Source organism: Archaeoglobus sp. UBA230 (assembly GCA_002507545.1).
Classification (GTDB): domain Archaea; phylum Halobacteriota; class Archaeoglobi; order Archaeoglobales; family Archaeoglobaceae; genus Archaeoglobus.
Genome location: DAVR01000008.1, coordinates 12,345 through 27,448 on the forward strand (window position 1 = coordinate 12,345; position 15,104 = coordinate 27,448).

General features: G+C 44.8%; 20 protein-coding genes and 2 pseudogenes. 7 read left to right on the top strand and 15 right to left on the bottom strand.

The genetic code is table 11. From position 1 onward, the window contains the following. Positions 1–88: 88 nt before the first annotated feature. The 6 genes from BP688_RS02255 to BP688_RS02280 form a co-directional block, all read right to left on the bottom strand. The gene (locus BP688_RS02255) at positions 89–439 is read right to left on the bottom strand and encodes a hypothetical protein (protein WP_290596478.1); all 351 of its coding nucleotides are present in this window, start codon (positions 437–439) and stop codon (positions 89–91) included. Beyond that, positions 427–648, bottom strand: a complete 222-nt coding sequence (locus tag BP688_RS02260) for a hypothetical protein (protein WP_290596477.1) — start codon at positions 646–648, stop codon at positions 427–429. Before BP688_RS02260 ends, BP688_RS02255 begins: the two co-directional genes overlap by 13 nt. Positions 649–745: 97 nt before the next feature. After that, positions 746–1,240, bottom strand: a complete 495-nt coding sequence (locus BP688_RS02265) for a hypothetical protein (protein ID WP_290596476.1) — start codon at positions 1,238–1,240, stop codon at positions 746–748. Between the two features lie 49 nt (positions 1,241–1,289). Beyond that, on the bottom strand, positions 1,290–1,703 hold the full coding sequence (locus BP688_RS02270) for a hypothetical protein (protein WP_290596475.1): 414 nt from the start codon (positions 1,701–1,703) through the stop codon (positions 1,290–1,292). Positions 1,704–2,176: 473 nt separating this feature from the next. Then, positions 2,177–2,785: a phospholipase C/P1 nuclease family protein gene (locus BP688_RS02275; protein ID WP_290596474.1), complete on the bottom strand. Its 609-nt coding sequence runs from the start codon at positions 2,783–2,785 to the stop codon at positions 2,177–2,179. Beyond that, a complete protein-coding gene (locus BP688_RS02280) occupies positions 2,745–3,074 on the bottom strand; it encodes a hypothetical protein (RefSeq protein WP_290596473.1) in 330 nt (109 codons plus the stop codon). Before BP688_RS02280 ends, BP688_RS02275 begins: the two co-directional genes overlap by 41 nt. Positions 3,075–3,199: 125 nt before the next feature. On the opposite strand from BP688_RS02280, the gene BP688_RS02285 reads away from it, so the two are divergent. Together BP688_RS02285 and BP688_RS02290 are read left to right on the top strand one after the other, a co-directional pair. Then, on the top strand, positions 3,200–3,388 hold the full coding sequence (locus BP688_RS02285) for a hypothetical protein (protein ID WP_290596472.1): 189 nt from the start codon (positions 3,200–3,202) through the stop codon (positions 3,386–3,388). Further along, complete coding sequence (locus BP688_RS02290) at positions 3,385–3,714, top strand: UbiA prenyltransferase family protein (protein WP_290596471.1); 330 nt, start codon at positions 3,385–3,387, stop codon at positions 3,712–3,714. Before BP688_RS02285 ends, BP688_RS02290 begins: the two co-directional genes overlap by 4 nt. 99 nt (positions 3,715–3,813) lie before the next feature. On the opposite strand, the pseudogene BP688_RS13585 reads toward BP688_RS02290, so the two are convergent. The 3 genes and pseudogenes from BP688_RS13585 to BP688_RS02305 all read right to left on the bottom strand — a co-directional run bounded on the left by BP688_RS13585 (position 3,814) and on the right by BP688_RS02305 (position 5,218). Then, a pseudogene (locus tag BP688_RS13585) lies at positions 3,814–4,211 on the bottom strand (transcriptional regulator FilR1 domain-containing protein). 76 nt (positions 4,212–4,287) lie between these two features. Then, a complete protein-coding gene (locus BP688_RS02300) occupies positions 4,288–4,590 on the bottom strand; it encodes an AzlD domain-containing protein (RefSeq protein ID WP_290596469.1) in 303 nt (100 codons plus the stop codon). After that, positions 4,583–5,218: an AzlC family ABC transporter permease gene (locus BP688_RS02305; protein ID WP_290596468.1), complete on the bottom strand. Its 636-nt coding sequence runs from the start codon at positions 5,216–5,218 to the stop codon at positions 4,583–4,585. The genes BP688_RS02300 and BP688_RS02305 overlap by 8 nt, the downstream gene beginning before the upstream one ends. A gap of 75 nt (positions 5,219–5,293) precedes the next feature. Between BP688_RS02305 and BP688_RS02310 the strand changes: the two genes are divergently transcribed. Beyond that, positions 5,294–6,655, top strand: coding sequence for an FAD-dependent oxidoreductase (locus BP688_RS02310; protein ID WP_290596467.1), 1,362 nt, complete (start codon positions 5,294–5,296; stop codon positions 6,653–6,655). Further along, on the top strand, positions 6,649–7,350 hold the full coding sequence (locus BP688_RS02315; protein ID WP_290623517.1) for an NAD(P)/FAD-dependent oxidoreductase: 702 nt from the start codon (positions 6,649–6,651) through the stop codon (positions 7,348–7,350). The genes BP688_RS02310 and BP688_RS02315 overlap by 7 nt, the downstream gene beginning before the upstream one ends. Here the strand turns inward: BP688_RS02315 and amrS are convergent. Further along, positions 7,332–8,342: an AmmeMemoRadiSam system radical SAM enzyme gene (gene amrS / locus BP688_RS02320; protein WP_290596466.1), complete on the bottom strand. Its 1,011-nt coding sequence runs from the start codon at positions 8,340–8,342 to the stop codon at positions 7,332–7,334. The two genes, BP688_RS02315 and amrS, sit on opposite strands and share 19 nt — an antisense overlap. Further along, positions 8,339–9,331, bottom strand: coding sequence for a hypothetical protein (locus BP688_RS02325; RefSeq protein WP_290596465.1), 993 nt, complete (start codon positions 9,329–9,331; stop codon positions 8,339–8,341). The genes amrS and BP688_RS02325 overlap by 4 nt, the downstream gene beginning before the upstream one ends. A 72-nt stretch (positions 9,332–9,403) precedes the next feature. On the opposite strand from BP688_RS02325, the gene BP688_RS02330 reads away from it, so the two are divergent. Genes BP688_RS02330 through BP688_RS02340 form a run of 3 tightly spaced genes read left to right on the top strand, consistent with a single transcriptional unit; the run spans position 9,404 to position 10,413 of the window. Further along, the gene (locus tag BP688_RS02330) at positions 9,404–9,952 is read left to right on the top strand and encodes a hypothetical protein (protein WP_290596464.1); all 549 of its coding nucleotides are present in this window, start codon (positions 9,404–9,406) and stop codon (positions 9,950–9,952) included. Beyond that, positions 9,930–10,211: a 50S ribosomal protein L44e gene (locus BP688_RS02335; protein WP_290596463.1), complete on the top strand. Its 282-nt coding sequence runs from the start codon at positions 9,930–9,932 to the stop codon at positions 10,209–10,211. The genes BP688_RS02330 and BP688_RS02335 overlap by 23 nt, the downstream gene beginning before the upstream one ends. A gap of 4 nt (positions 10,212–10,215) precedes the next feature. Beyond that, positions 10,216–10,413 carry a 30S ribosomal protein S27e gene (locus BP688_RS02340; RefSeq protein WP_290596462.1) on the top strand — a complete coding sequence of 66 codons (198 nt, stop codon included), beginning with the start codon at positions 10,216–10,218 and terminating at the stop codon, positions 10,411–10,413. A 1-nt stretch (position 10,414) separates the two neighbouring features. On the opposite strand, the gene BP688_RS02345 is transcribed toward BP688_RS02340, so the two are convergent. The 4 genes and pseudogenes from BP688_RS02345 to BP688_RS02360 form a co-directional block, all read right to left on the bottom strand. Then, the gene (locus BP688_RS02345) at positions 10,415–12,745 is read right to left on the bottom strand and encodes an ABC transporter permease (RefSeq protein ID WP_290596461.1); all 2,331 of its coding nucleotides are present in this window, start codon (positions 12,743–12,745) and stop codon (positions 10,415–10,417) included. Further along, entirely contained in the window at positions 12,729–13,388 is a 660-nt protein-coding gene (locus BP688_RS02350; RefSeq protein WP_394335548.1) for an ABC transporter ATP-binding protein, read from the bottom strand. Before BP688_RS02350 ends, BP688_RS02345 begins: the two co-directional genes overlap by 17 nt. Positions 13,389–13,420: 32 nt before the next feature. Beyond that, positions 13,421–14,854: a COG1361 S-layer family protein gene (locus BP688_RS02355; protein ID WP_290596459.1), complete on the bottom strand. Its 1,434-nt coding sequence runs from the start codon at positions 14,852–14,854 to the stop codon at positions 13,421–13,423. Next, a pseudogene (locus BP688_RS02360) lies at positions 14,851–15,104 on the bottom strand (hypothetical protein); the annotation flags it as partial. The gene BP688_RS02355 and the pseudogene BP688_RS02360, both read right to left, overlap by 4 nt.

A 15,104-nucleotide genomic window follows, 5' to 3' on the forward strand; every position in this document is an offset into this window, starting at 1 on the left:
CATTACATACTGCCAGAGTACGAAGATTAAAATTTTGGCCTGTTTCATCATACTTGGAATTTCACCTCCACCATATAACCCTTACCAACTAACTTCCCAATAAAAACTCATACTTCTCCTTCTTAGCATACCTTCTCAGCAGCAAATTCAGCAGGTTCCTTGCCCCTATAGCACTCCATGACATCCACTTGTTCTTCATTCTCTTCGCTATTTCTCCCATCTCCCTTTCCATTTTATTGTTGTGCCATGGAATGTTCATTCTTTCAAGCTTTTTGTAGGCAAAGAGAAGAATGCTCTTCATATGCCTTTTAAAGAACCTTGAGACTCTCCAGTAACCTTTTTCTTCCATCTCCTCAACAAATTCATTCAGAGCTTTCTCTGCCTTCTTTATTCTGCTCTCTAAATCTGACTTGCTCAGAGAATTCTTTAGCTCCAGCAAAATCCCCTTAACCCCCCATTTACGTATCTTCTCCTCGTTTCGAGATCAACTCCATGCTGCCATAGCTTGTAGTTAACCTCTCTCCAGACGTAAATCAAGTCGATCTGCCTTTCTTCAAAGCTTAGTCTTCTATCATCATCTCCTAATGCTATCAATCTGTTGAGTTCTTTTTCCGCTCTCATCCTGTCCTTACCAGCCCTAACAACCACATTCTCTCCCTAAAACACAGTAAGCTTTATCTTTCCATGCCATGAGTGGAGCTTTGTTGAATCCTGAGCGAAGTAGATGTTGGCTGAAAGTTTTCTTTCAATCTCTCTCAGCTCTTGAACATACCCTCCAGATTGTCTGATGAGAAGGAGAAGAAGTGAAGTGGTTTATTTCATCCCCTGCATCTTGAAGCATTCTCAAAGCAGAATCAACTGAGATTGCTTTGACGTCTGACTGGTACTTTCTTCTGCTCTCGAATTCTACAAGGCTGTACAAGGGAATTCCTTTTCCTCTAACCCTTGCCAGATGAGGGGTTATTTCGCCAAGTAGGGTTACGATTGTTCTCTTTGCATAACCATTTCTGTGTTCTTTCCCTCTTTCGTATCTCTTCCCACAGTATTCCTCAACAAGCTTCTCGTTTATCTGCTCAAAGATTTGTTTGAGCAGGATTCTTGCTATTTCAAAGATTATGAAGACGATGGTTGTCAGCGAAATCTTTTTGTCGTATTCGATTGTAAGAGTTGTCGCTGAGATTTCGACTTTTAGCGTTGGCACAGAGGGTGGGGTTGAATCCCTGCCCTTAAAAATTTCCACCGTTGTTGTTACACCACCAAATTTTTGAAAAAAGATTGATGCGTCATAGTCAAACCCTTAAAGAATACATCATCATGTATCCCAGTATCACTGGGAGTGGAATGAAAACCAAAAAAGTCCTGATACGCTGGAAAACGAGACAGAGGGTAGATGGTAGAGCAAACTCGGTATAAAGAAGCGGAAACACAATTAACCTGAACCAAGCAGTTTTAGGAGGCAAAATTTCCGTAGGATTGCCCCCCGTCGGAAGAAGGAAGAGAAACGCCAATGCCACAGACACAAGGAACCAGAAGTAGAAGACAAAGACCTCTTTTCCGCTTACCCCCATTCTGAGTAGCAAAGAAGAGGTAAAAGCGTCTGGAATCAGCACGAGAGTCAGTGGAAGCAGAGAAAGCAGAAGCATTCCAAGCTCCATATTCCTGGTGTTGAGCAAGGTTATGCCGATAACTGCGTTCAAAACCATCCATAGGACAAATATTCCCGTAATCGTTGATGTTCTGGAAAAAATTCCCGAAATCTGAGCATTAAAGTCGGAACGATTGCAAGCAACAAAATTACACCTATAAAGGACACAGTAGGCGTGAATCTTAGTCCTACAGCGATGAAAAAGACTGCGAGGAAAAATATGAGGATGTTTAATTTATCTCTCATGGCTTTGTCCCTCCTTAGATCCCCCTAATGTACCTAACAAGTCCGTTTGTGTATTTAGTAGTCTCGATTAAGCAGTTCTCAGTTATATTCCTTACGTTCTGGTCGCTTTGCCATCCATCTGGATTCGTGAAAATAGTCCACACAATAGTATCGGCATATTGGTGGGAGTAACTGGCCAGATTCTTGGTAGCTTGTTCTGGATTACTAATTGAGTAATAACTCCAGACGTAATCCACGATTGAACCGAATCTGTAACCGGTATTCCAGTTGTTTGCAACGTAACTTTCATATCCGTAGTGTTATGTATTTAATATCCCCCAGTAGTGCCGAGAGCAAAACCTGACGGGCCTCTGCCCCCGTATGTAATGGGTTTCCCACATCTGTTACAAAGTGGCTGGCATATCCGAGATACTGATACGCCAAGTATTTGTTTCCATTCATGTAATAGTTTTTGGATTCGTCTGCGTAGTATTTTGCTTCACTTGGGGCTGAACCTGTGCCCCAGTCGGGGTTATAGTAATGTGTCCAAGACCAAACTAATTGCATTATAAAATTCCACATCCAGTCTGGGTAACCAGGAGGCGGCGGGACTTGCGCCCAACTGTCAGGATCGTCAGCATGCTCTTTTGCAACTCTACAGTAATCTAATTCACCGTATTTTACACACGAGGAATAGATTATGCTTTGATGAGTGCTAACAGCCCAAAGTATACCCACCTCTCCATTATCAACGTAATTTTCCTTGAAATATTCATTAACAGCCTGAGCAATTTTCTCCAACATTGCTTCCTCTTCTTCTGATAGCCCCATTCCTGTTTTTGAATCCAAGGTGATTAAAGTTACATTGCCGTCTTTAATGCTCTTCACGCGATACTTTTTCCACAGCTCTTTCACGAACTTCTTCAGTTGAATTTTTTTCAACTTTCGTTAGATTTGTGCTGCTGTCTATGTACTTAAAAACTGCCGACCTGCCTTGCTCCATGATGCCAGCCGCAATTATTATCCAGTAAGGCGTTGCATTCTCAAGAACGAGGTCGAACTTTATGATGTTTACGTCCTTATGCAGTTCCTCTTTTCCTAATGCCGGACTCTGTTTTATTTTTGCTGTGTTATTCGCCATCACCGGCATTACTCCACTACTCAACACCACCAGCACTAAAATCAGACTCAACACCTTCCTCATGACATGCCATCACCAACCACACTTACGAGTGGCTCATATTTGTAAATTTCGCAACTAAACTGTTTAGAGCTCGACTAAAACCTTCAATCGAAATTTAGATAAAGGATTGGGCAAACAGTACAAAAATGAAGCATGTATACGTTTCCCTGCCCACTGCCGTCTCAAGTGCAGCAAGGCTTTACATGACTTGCATTCTCACGAACGATTGCCCCGATTGCGTGCTGCTCGCCAGAGTATTCTTTCTTACCCTTGCGGTACACAGCTTTGACAGAACTGACTACGGAAAAAGCTCGCTACCAGCGGTTTTTACGTGATAGGTTTCACTTTTTACGCAATTCGAAGCAAGTTTGTGGTTCCATTGCTCCTGCTTGTCGTTGAAGTGCTTTATTCAAGGGGCGTGAAGTTTGGGGGGAGGAGAGTTAGGCTGAAAGCAGGCTATGAAGTCAAGAATTTGATTGTTGGGATTTTGTGGGGAGCGCCGGTATCACTCTCGCTCCCAATTCTGGATTTGACAATTTTTTGCTTTTTTTCCCTCAAGCTGTTCATCAACTCAGTCTTCTTCGACCTGAAGGATATGGAGAAAGACGGGGTTTGTAGTCACTATCAAAACACCATACTGCTTTTCAGCTTCACATTCTAACAGCTCGGTATTGCAGTGAGAGGTAAGGCTGGAATGGCAATTATCGACTTTGAATCCTTCCTTTCAGCGCTTCTATACTCATTCTCTCCGAGCAACTCTTTATGTAGTTAAAAAGGTCAAGCCCCACCTCCTTGCATCCTCGCTCCTGCATGTAAAGTCCCTCTTGTAGTCGAAGGCTCCATTGGCGAAGTAAAAGGATGTTGAGAAAAACTCGTCCGCGACGATGGACGGGAATCTGAAATCCCTTTCCGAAACGTAGAAGCTGACGTTTTCCTTTTCCAGCCTCCTCATGAGTTCTTTCCCGTAATCTTCAGAATCCTGTTCAATATCTCTCTGTTCACGATTATCTCAATTCTCTTCCCCTCTTCAGCCATTCTAAGGAAGAAATCTATATATTCGTCGAACAAAACTGTGGTGTATCCGCGAATCTCTTTGAAATTTGCAATGTTTTTTAGAAACTCTCCATGTGGACTGAGAAAGTCTTCCTTTCTTTCAATAACCTAAATGCTTTCGAGTTCGTAGAATCTGGCTATCAGCCAATCAGGTATATCGTCGAGAATTGTAAAGGTTTCGTCATGTAACAAATGTCTTGATCATAAAATACCCAACCACACCAGCAAAAACGGAGATTCCGAAATTTCTCCACCTGTAATAGCTCAAAATAACGGGAAAGAGGGCAAGAAATCTGACAGACATTTCCTCAAACTCTGTCGTGAAGGTGGTGGTCACAAAAAGGGCAGAGATTATAGATGTGGACGATAGAGCGAAGAATTCCCTCAGTCTCGCAGAACTACCTGCTTTAAACCTTAGAGGTAGAAACCTTGCCAGGTATGTTCCGACTGCAACCAGCACTATTGCAATCACCCTCTTATTCACGCTTCCACCCCGCAATTGCAGGCCCAATCAATCCAGCCAGAATTATTCCAGCTGAGGTCAAATTTACCAGATGAAGAGCAAGAGCAACAATACCCCCACCTATCGCTGCCCTCACATGTCTGCCCTTCAGGTTTGGGAGCAGGAGAACGAGGAAGAGTGCCGAGAAAGAGAATACAAGGGCAGAGGATACTTTATCGTCGAGTATCAGCGCGGAACCAGCAAAAGCCCCCAGCACAGTTCCGCCCACCCAGGCAGAATACGCTCCCACCTCAAGGCCAAGCAGGAATCTCTCATCCTTTCCCGTGTTTACCGCAGTGGCGAAAACTTCATCAGTTAGTCCGAATGCAGAGAGAAAAGGTAGTTTCAACTTGAATCTTTGTGCCATGATTGAACTGTAAACAATGTGCCTGAGGTTGAGGAAGATTGGCACAAAAATGGCGTTGAAAAGAGATTCATTGATTAAAGTAACGAGAGCGAATTGACTCGCTCCGGCAAATATTACTGCCGAAGCAAGAACAGTCTCAAAATCACTGAATCCGAGGGGCTTCGCGAGGATACCGAAGGTGAATGCTACGGGAATATATCCAATTGCTATTGGAATACTGTAGGCGATGCCCTTTTTAAACATGCAAACCTTAGCCAGCCAGTGCTTTTATTCCTTTTGTGTAAAATTTTATTAACGGCTTATGCAAAACCATAACACGTGAAGGATGTGATTGTTGTTGGTGCTGGGGTGACTGGAAGCTTCATCGCGAAGGAACTCTCAAAATACGAACTCGATGTCGCCGTTCTTGAGAGAAAATCCGGCCCCGGACTTGATCAAACCAAAGGCTGTTCCGGAATTATCCACCCCCTTCAGCTTCCTTTCGGGTCTCTCAAGAGCAGGCTGTGCCTGAAGGGAAACGCAATGATGGATAAGGAAGCAGAGGAGCTTGGATTCACCTTCGAGAGAGTGGGGTTGATTCTTGTAGCGACAAATTTCTTGACCTTCCTCGCAGTGCCTCTCATTCAGCTTTACCTCAAGTTGAACGGCGTGACGTCAAAGAGGTTGAGCAAGAAAAAAGTTCTCGAAATGGTTCCCAACCTCAGAGAGGACATCTGGGGCGGTTTATTTCTTCCAACTGCCGGAGTTGTGAACCCAGTGGAAATGACAGCCTGTGCAGTAAGATTTGCCAAAGTCAATGGTGTGGAATTCCACTACGATTGTGAGGTGAGGGGCATCGAAAGGAGAGAGGACGGGTTTGTTGTAAAAACCACAAAGGGTGATTTTGAGGCAAAGTGTGTCATAAACTGTGCTGGTCTGTATGCCGACGACATCGCGAAAATGGTTGGATATGATATGGAGATAACTCCCGGTAAGGGCACTCACATCGTTTTTGAGGAAAGAGGTTTTTCCAACCATCTGGTCGTTGCCATCCCCCTTAAGCCGAACAAGAGGACGAAGGGGGGTGGAGCTCTAATAGGATTTGACGGAAAACCCATCTGGGGCCCGAATCTGATAGATGTGGATAGCAAGGATGATACATCGGTGAAGAAGGGGGAGATTGAGGGTATAATTGCGAAGTTCTCTCCGTTATTCAAAAGGAAACCGAAGGGTGTCGTTGCCTTTTACGCTGGTTTGAGGTCCATAGCCGGGAGGGATTTCGTCATAAACCAGCCTGTTGATGGTTTCATAAACGTTGCTGGTATCCAGAGTCCGGGATTAACCGCTGCTCCGGCGATAGCAGAGATGATAATTGGAATGCTATCCTCCATGTTCCAGTTAAGGAGAAAGAAGAGGGTCATAAAGCCAGAGTGGAAGAGGGTTGCGGTGATGGGTGACGAGGAGCTTGAGGAGATGATAAAGGAAAATCAGGATTACGGAGAAATAGTTTGCTTCTGCAACATGGTCAGTAAGGCTGAAATTTTGAAGGCTTTGGAAGAGGGTGCATGCTTTGATGCAGTTAGACACCTTACATGGGCAGGAATGGATTGCTGCAAGTGTCATGCTGACATCCTTAAGATAATTGAGGAACATGAGGGCAAAGTGAAAAAGGAGATAGATGGGAGTGAAATTGTATGGTAGCCATAATCGGGGCGGGTTATGCAGGTCTGACGGTTGCAGAAAAACTGTTGGAAGAAGGGATTAATGCTACAGTTTACGATTTAAAGGGAAAGGGTGGAGAACTTGCAGTCTTTGCACGAATTGAGGAACTGAGAGAGCTATATGAAAAGTTCATCGAGAGAATTGAGGAGAGTCAAGTTGATGTCGTGAGGGGATTTGTGGCTTCAACGAATCCCCTAAGGATAGTATCTGATAGGGGCGTGGAGGTAAAAGAGGAGAAAGAAGTTTTTGTTTGTACAGGGGCGGTGGACTTGACGCCTGCTGCATCAGAGGTGTATGGTAAAAGACCCGCTGGGATATACACCCTTGAAACTGCCATCAGGTTGCTTGCTGATAGGAGAAGAATTGGAAATAGGGTTTTGATTCTTTCAAGGAAAGATGAACGGATTATCGGTGCTATGGAGAGTCATCTGACTGGGAAGGATTACGAGGTGGAAGTTCTGCATTCCGAAGAGCCTGTTGAGGTTTACGGGAACAAAAGAGTGGAGAGAGTAGAGATTGCCGGAGAGTCTGTTCCTTGCGACACGCTGATTATCTACGGAGGGAGAAAACCCTTCAACCCGAGAAAGCTTGAGGGAAAACTTGCGGGAAACGTTGTAGAGTGCACATACGACTACGAAAAAGTTTACAGAAACGTTCAGAGGATTATGTTCTGAGCGTAACCGCAGTTCGGACATTTAGGAGGGTTATCTTTCGTCAGATTTATGTTGTAGACATAAAATCCTTCCCTTTCAATCAGCATCTCCCCGCAGTTTGGACAGTAGGTGTTCTCATATTTGTGCCCCCACACGTTGCCAGCATAGACATATTCAACCCCCACATCCCTTGCAATCTCTATTGCTTCTTCAATTTTCTCTACCGATGTTCTCGGTTTGTCCAGCATCTTGTAGTCAGGATGAAATCTCGAAAAGTGGACAGGAATTCTTTTGCTTATGGAAACGACCCACTCCACAAAGTCCTTCAGTTCCTCTCTACTGTCGTTTTCTCCGGGAATTATGAGATAAGTAAGCTCAAGGAAGATTCCCTTCTTATGCATGTACTCAACGCTCTCAAGGACTCTGTCAAGCTTTGCCTTACATACCTTGGTGTAGAAGTGCTGGTTAAAGGCCTTCACGTCAACGTTTGCAGCATCCAAAACACCATCAAACTGATCAATAGCCTCTGGAGTCATGTAGCCATTTGTAACATAAACAACATAGTAACCGGATTCCTTAACAAGTTTTGAGCTATCAAGAGCAAATTCGTGCCAAATGGATGGTTCATTGTACGTCCACGCCACACCATCAGCTTTCCTGTCAATACACATTCTCAGCACTCCATCAGGGTCGATCTCTCTTACGTAGGCGTAATCAAGGTCTGCAAAGGCTATCTCGTAGTTCTGACAATGCAGACAGCGGAAGTTGCAGCTCACACCTCCAAAGGACAGAACCTTCGTGCCCGGCTTGAAATGGTTTAGAGGCTTCTTCTCAATCGGGTCGAGAGCAACGGATGAAACAACCCCGTAATTATAAACTTTAAGGACTCCTCTATCATTTTTCCTCACTCTGCAAATCCCCCACTTGTTATCCTTCAACTTGCAGCGATGCCAGCAGGTGTTGCATTTCACCTCTCCATTCAGCCTCTCATAGAGGTAAGATTCCACTATCATAATTCCTCCCAGACCTCCTTAATCTCCTTGGCGTAATCCTCTGGGAGGAAGAAAACAACACTCTCGTCATGAAGCATTTTTGGATAGAAAACATCGCACCAGTAGTACTTGCCGAAGGGTGTTCGTGCAACTATGTGGAAGTTCGTTCTGAAGTGTTCTCCCAGCCTGTCTGCGCAATAAAGCGTAAAGTTGAAGGAGTTGAGGTTCTTGCTGTCATAGTACTTCAAAACCTTCACTATTCCTTCTGAGAGTCCCCTCAGTTGCTCCAAACTCATTTCGGCAAATTCTTTTTCCTCTGGGATGGCTACAAAGTGGAAAAATCCCTTTGGAGCAAAGGCTGCAAGCCATTCCGTCTTCTCAGTCCTACCCACATATCTCTCTCCCTCCTTCTCAACCTCGACCAGCTTCTGCCAGTAGTCCGTGCCATTACTCTCCATAAATTCAAGGGCGCTCCAGTCAAGCCTCGCAAAATAGTCTGTGGAGATGTCGGATATCATAACCTGAACATGTGGATGCATAATGCTGCTTCCTGCAGGCTTGAGGAAGTTCATTCCGATAGTGATATAGTACTTTCCCTCGGGAATTTTTTTGATGTAGTCCTGAATGAGGATAAAGCTGTCAACAAAGTGTTCCGGTTTGAACTCGGACAGTTTCAGGAAATGGGCTTCCGTAATTCTCAACACGAGGGAGTATTTGGAATAGGGCATCAGATTTGAAAAGAGGATGGCTTCTCCTCTTTTCCACAGCTCACCATGCATGATTTCCGGGTCGCGGGCTGCCATCTGCTCGATTCTTTCAGAGCAAAAAGGACACCAGCTACTCGTGCTCACAACCTCCTCCTCAAAATCTCCACCCTGTATTGGAAAGTTCTTTTTTACAATCCTCGACGTTTGCAGAGTCAGGGGATCATACCTCACCTCAACAACACTCTCGTCAATCTTGCCACCGACAAGAACTTTCGAAACTTCAACCTCCTTTCGGAACTCCATGTAGGTTGTTGGTTATCAAAGATTTAAAGATTATGAACAACATTTAAAGTTCTTTGAATCTAAGATGATGCAATGAACATAGATGAACTGCTCCTCCTCATTGAGAAAAATCGCATGCAGTTATCAAAAATTGACGATGAGCTTTACAAGAAAATTAGAGAAAGAATTATTGAGCTTGAAGAGCTCAAGAGGTCTGCAAGTGATTCTGACTTTTTTAGATTTGAAGATGAGATCAGAACTTTGAGAAGAATCCAGAGGAAAATTTTTGAGCTTAGAACTGGGAAGATAATTAGCGCTGCATGGGCTGAGGTGTGTGGGCAGCAGATAGGCAGTGATGTTGAGAATATGTGCAGCCACGAAAGGTTTTTTTTCAAGAGGCTTATGGACGTCATCAAGGAGTTCAAAAAGACGGTTCTCGAGGGAGAGGGTAGAAAAAGAGAGGATAGAGTTCTTGTAAGGATTAAAAAGGATGTCGAGATACAGGGAAGTGACGGAAAAACATATAAATTGAGGAAGGAAGATGTGGTTACACTCCCTCAACTGAACGCTGACGCTCTGATAAAAGGTGGTGTCGCTGAGAAAATTGAGGTGAAAGAGGATGAAGTATCCCAAGAAGGTTAAGACATTCTGCAGGTATTGCGGAAAGCACACGCTACATGAAGTGGAGAGAGTTAGCAAGGGGAAGGCAAGCTCACTGAACTGGATCAACAGACAGAAGAAGAGGAGGGGCAAGGTGGGAAACCTCGGAAAGTTCAGCAAAGTTCCGGGAGGAGATAAGCCGACGAAGAGGGTAAATATCAGATTTCGCTGCACAGAGTGCAAGAAGGCTCATCACCGCCCGACGTGGAGGGCAAAGAGATTTGAGCTTATAGAGGGGTGAGGTGGTGATTGCCTTGATTGCGAAGAGCAGATTCGTGAAGGTCAAATGCCCGGATTGCGAACATGAGCAGATAATCTTCGACCACCCCTCAACCGTTGTAAAATGTTTGATATGTGGAAGAACATTGGCCGAACCCACAGGTGGTAGAGGAGAAATAAAGGCAGAGGTTCTTGAGGTCGTGGACGAAAGCGTAGTTGAATAGTTCAACTCACCACTTCCTTCGTCACCTTTGCAATATCCATTTTTGAAATGTGTTTAGTTGAAGGGAACAAAGCAGTCAGAACCACCACAAACACCGCAGCAACCGTGAAAGCGTAGGTTCTGGGAAAGATCAACATCGGAAGGTAATAGAGTTCACTCTCGAAAGACGTAAAGAAGGCGTAAGCTGTCGCATAGGCCACAGGAAGTCCTATTGCAAGTCCCAAAATCCCAATAAACACACTCTCAAATATCAACGACAGGGTAATTTCTCTCGGAGTGTATCCGAGCATTCTGAGTGTTGCAAACTCCCTGCTTCTCTCAATAACACTGATGCTTGTCGTGTTGAAGATTGCTGCGAAGCCCAGTGAGGCGCCAAACATGAGCGAGAAAGTGATGAAGGCGTAGAAGAAGCCCATCAACTCTCCAATAGACTTCTCCGCTTCCTGAATCGTGCTAACCTTCCTAACGCCATCCATCTCCCTGATTTTCTCCGCTATTTCACCAATTCTGCTATCGTCAGCATCCACGACAATGGTGTTGAACCCATCCACGCCTGAAATTTCCTTGAAGTAGTCGAGGCTCGTAGTGGCAACGGAAAGGAGCGGTATTAACTCCAATCCTCCAACTTCAGCCTTTAATTTACCAAATTCCGTGTAAATTGACACTTTCTCCCCCTTAACCAGCGAGAGGTTTTTCATGGAAGTCTTCGAGAAAATTATACCCTTACCTGGAACTATCTTCTCCCCATCAGCGTTGTAAACGTTGTATAGGTTCTGGTAGTTTGATGCGATAAGCAAGGTTGATGCAACGCTGCCACCCTTCTCAACAGCTATGCTCGTCTCAACAAGTGGCTCTGTAAGCAAAACCCCATCCATCCTTCTTATCTCCTCAAGCAGTTGCTTTTCATCGTAGCCATCCAAGCTTACTTTGATGTCATAGGCGTAAACCTTCCCAAACTGAAGCTGCATCACGTAATCGAAGGAATCAACGAAAACCATCGAGTTCAGGATGAGAGAAGTGCAGGCGACGATACTGAAGAGAGAAATGGCAGTTCTCTTCCTATTCCTGACCAAATTTCTCAGAGCCGTCCTGAAAATGAGCCTTATCCGCAAAATTCTGCTGATGATTGCGTCAAATTTGACTGTCAGACCTTCAGAAAAAGTTTCTTCGACATAGCCCCTCAGAGCCTTTACTATGTCAACCCTTGAAGCCTGAAATGCCACCACCAACCCTGAAAGAAGAGGTGTTGCAGTTCCAACGATAATTGAAGCTGCATAAATCTCCAGATGAGGTTTTGAGACAAAGTAGGGCAGATTCAGGAAGTTTACGTATTCGGTCGTCAGAATGCACGAACCGATAAAACCTGCAATAACCCCTGTAATTGAAGCGAAAAAGCCGATAAGTAAAGGGTAGTGGAGATAATGGGACAAAATTTCCTTTCTCGTAAAGCCAATTGCTCTCAGTATGGCGATGTTTCCCATTTGCAATCTTACGATCCTTGAAAGTAAAGCGTAGGTTGAAAAAATTGCGATCAGCATGAAAAAGGCTGGGAACATCACTGACAGAGCCTGAAATCCATCGAGGTCTTCCTTAAGCAGCCTTCGACTAACCTGTGTTTCGTCAGTGTGAAATTCCTCAACTCTCTCTCCGAGAACAGCCAGTATTTTTCTAAGCACCTCTTCCTTTTTATCTTCATCCGCAACCCTGACCTTTACCTCGCTGTATTTCATCCCAGCAGAAACCATATCATCCTCAGGAACGTAAACTATGGCGTAGCTGCCAGGAGAAGGAGTGAAGGTCTCCCCTCCTTCCTCAAAAATTAGAATAAATTCTGGAGAGTAAACCAAGGCTGAAATCCTGTTGGTATACTTCACACCACCGAAATTAACAACGAGAGGTGTGTTAGTTGTCAATCCATGATAGTCGGCGAATTTTTTAAGCACAGCAAATCCTTTTTCCCCCTCAGCAATATAAAGACGATTTATCCTCTCGTTCTCCGGCAGTGATATCACTAAGGCTGGAATGTTCCTTCCGTTAACGTAGACGCTACCATGCACAGCGATTCTGGGCTGAACTTCGAGAACACCGTCAATTTTCTTTATCCTCTCCAAATCTTCGTTTCTAATCTCAACTGCTCTCACAGAGATGTCCTCAAAATCACTGCTCTCGTAAAAGCTCTCGTAGGTGTCGTGGAGGTTGAGGTAGGAGAGGTAGAAGGAGCAGAAAATCGTAACACCAAGGAATAGAATGAAGGTTGTGGCGATGAATAGTCCCTTCTGAGTCCTGATATCTCTGATAAGCTTGGTTCTTAGAATTTCACCACCTGATTTCATCCGCCTTCACCGGAGAGAGATTCTCAACAACTCTCTCAACTTTCCCATCCCTCAGATAAACCACCTTATCTGCGATTGCTGCAATGGCGGAGTTATGCGTTACAAGAATGAAGGTTATCCCCTCCTTGACGTTTATCTCCCTCATAACTCCCAGAATTGCCTTGCCTGTCTCGAAATCGAGGCTTCCCGTTGGCTCATCAGCCAGAATGATTGGCGGGTTTTTTACCAGAGCCCTTGCTATTGCCACTCTCTGCTGCTCACCTCCACTAAGCTCCGCAGGAAAATGACTTGCCCTCTCCTTCAATCCAACAACTTCCAGAACCTCCTCAACATCTCTTGACTTCTCCACCAAATCAGCAGCGATTTCAACATTCTCCCTTGCAGTTAGGGTTGGAATCAGGTTGAAGAACTGGAAGATGAACCCGACGTTCTTCCTTCTGTGCATTGTCAGGGCATTATCGTCGTAGTCCGTGATGTCTCTGCCATCAAAGATTACTCTACCCTTCGTCGGACGGTCAATGCCACCGATGATGTTCAGCATCGTCGTCTTCCCGCAGCCTGAAGGGCCGAGCACAACAACAAACTCGCCGCTCTCGACCTGCAGATTGACCCCTCTCAGCGCATTCACCTCAACCTTTCCCATTATGTAGCTCTTCCAGACTTCCCTGAGCTCAATCACCTTTTACTCCTCCGATAGAGCCAGATTATCACTCCCAAGATTATCAGCACGGTAACTGCAAAAACAACCCCTCCAAACTCGCCAGAGAACACGTAAATGGTAAACTTCTTCTCAATCGTGTGCTTCTCAAATCCCATGTCAAGGTAAGAGATTTCTGCCATGATTTCGTGATTTCCTGCTTTCCTTGCCTTCAGCTCAAAGGTGGCTGTAGCAGTATCTCCGCTCTTAAGAGAGCCGATGAAGTAACTATCCCTCCCCTCCAGACCTTCCGGAAGATGAAGCTTTACCGCCACCCCCTTCACATCCTGCTCTCCGCTGTTTTCTATTTGAAGGGAGAGTTTGAACGCATTTCCATCAACTATACGCTGAGGAGAGGTATAAACTCCCGCCAAATCAATTGATATCGTTCCATAGTCCGAAACATAAACTGGAATGCTGTATTCATGGCTGAAGCCGCCACCGCTGAAAGTCAAAACTAACTCGTAGCTTCCGCTTTCCTTCGGAGACTTCAGGGAAAAGTTTATCGAAGCCGTCTCTCCTGCCTCTAAGTCTCCCAAAATCTCCCTATTCTCCCCTTCAAACCCATCCGGAAGTTGAAGCTGGACAACAGCATTTTTCAGGTCTGAGTTTTTAGCCGTGACTGCGACGTTCAGTGTAAAGTCCGAGTTCGCGTAAATCTTATCGGGTAAAGTTTTTACCTCTAAATCAAGCTGGGGCTCGGCGACTATTTCCACCATAACTGGAACTCTTGCCTCTCCTTGGTCTCCAAACTCCGTTTTATAACTCACAACCAGATCAGCAGTATATGTGCCCCTAACAGCATTTTCATCCACTGAAATTTGCAGCTTCACAGTTTTCGTTTCTCCATTCTCCCACGACTCAACAAGATATGTCGTGCAGTCGAAAATAGATGAATCCAGCGTGATTGCTGCAGTTTCTATTTTCCCACCCATGTTCCTGATTTCGATGGTTTTTTCGAGTGTTTCACCCGGAGTTAAGGTTATTTTCTCCCCCGTAAACAGGAAGGGAGATTCATGAACGAGAAAGGTGAAAACTGAACTTATCCCGAAGCTCTTTCCGGTCTCATTGGCGTAGGAAAGGCTCACCTGTAAGGAATAAACTCCAGATTTCTCGGCAAAGGCCTTTAGCTGGGCAGAGGTGCTTCCAGTTGCCAGATCACCCAGTCGAAGGTGAACACTTGAAGACTTCCCATAACGGGGGTCTATCAGATAAAAACCATCCTCCTCCTCGTAAACGGACAACTCAAGTCCTTTTGCCACGTCTCCTGAGTTTGTGATGTCTATGGAGATTACGAAGTAGCCGGGAGAGGGTTGAGATGGATTGGTGTGATAATTCAGCGTAACCACTGGCTGGGCAGATGTTACGGCAATCAAAGACAGCATTAGTAACTGAATAAAAAGCAACCTCATTCTTTCCACCCCTCACTTTTCTCAACAAATTTTAAGGCGATCTCTCTATACCTCTCCAACGATCCTATGTCGTAGTAAACTGAGTAGATAGAGAGTCCGTCGAGCATTGCTAAAAGCGCAAGAGCAGTTTCCTTGGGATGTTCGCAGTCCCTAAATAGTAGCAAAATTCTGCTTAAACTCCCTTCGAATATCCTATTCATATCTTTTCTAAAATCTTCAGACTGGAAGCTGTATAGTCCTGAAATTTTTG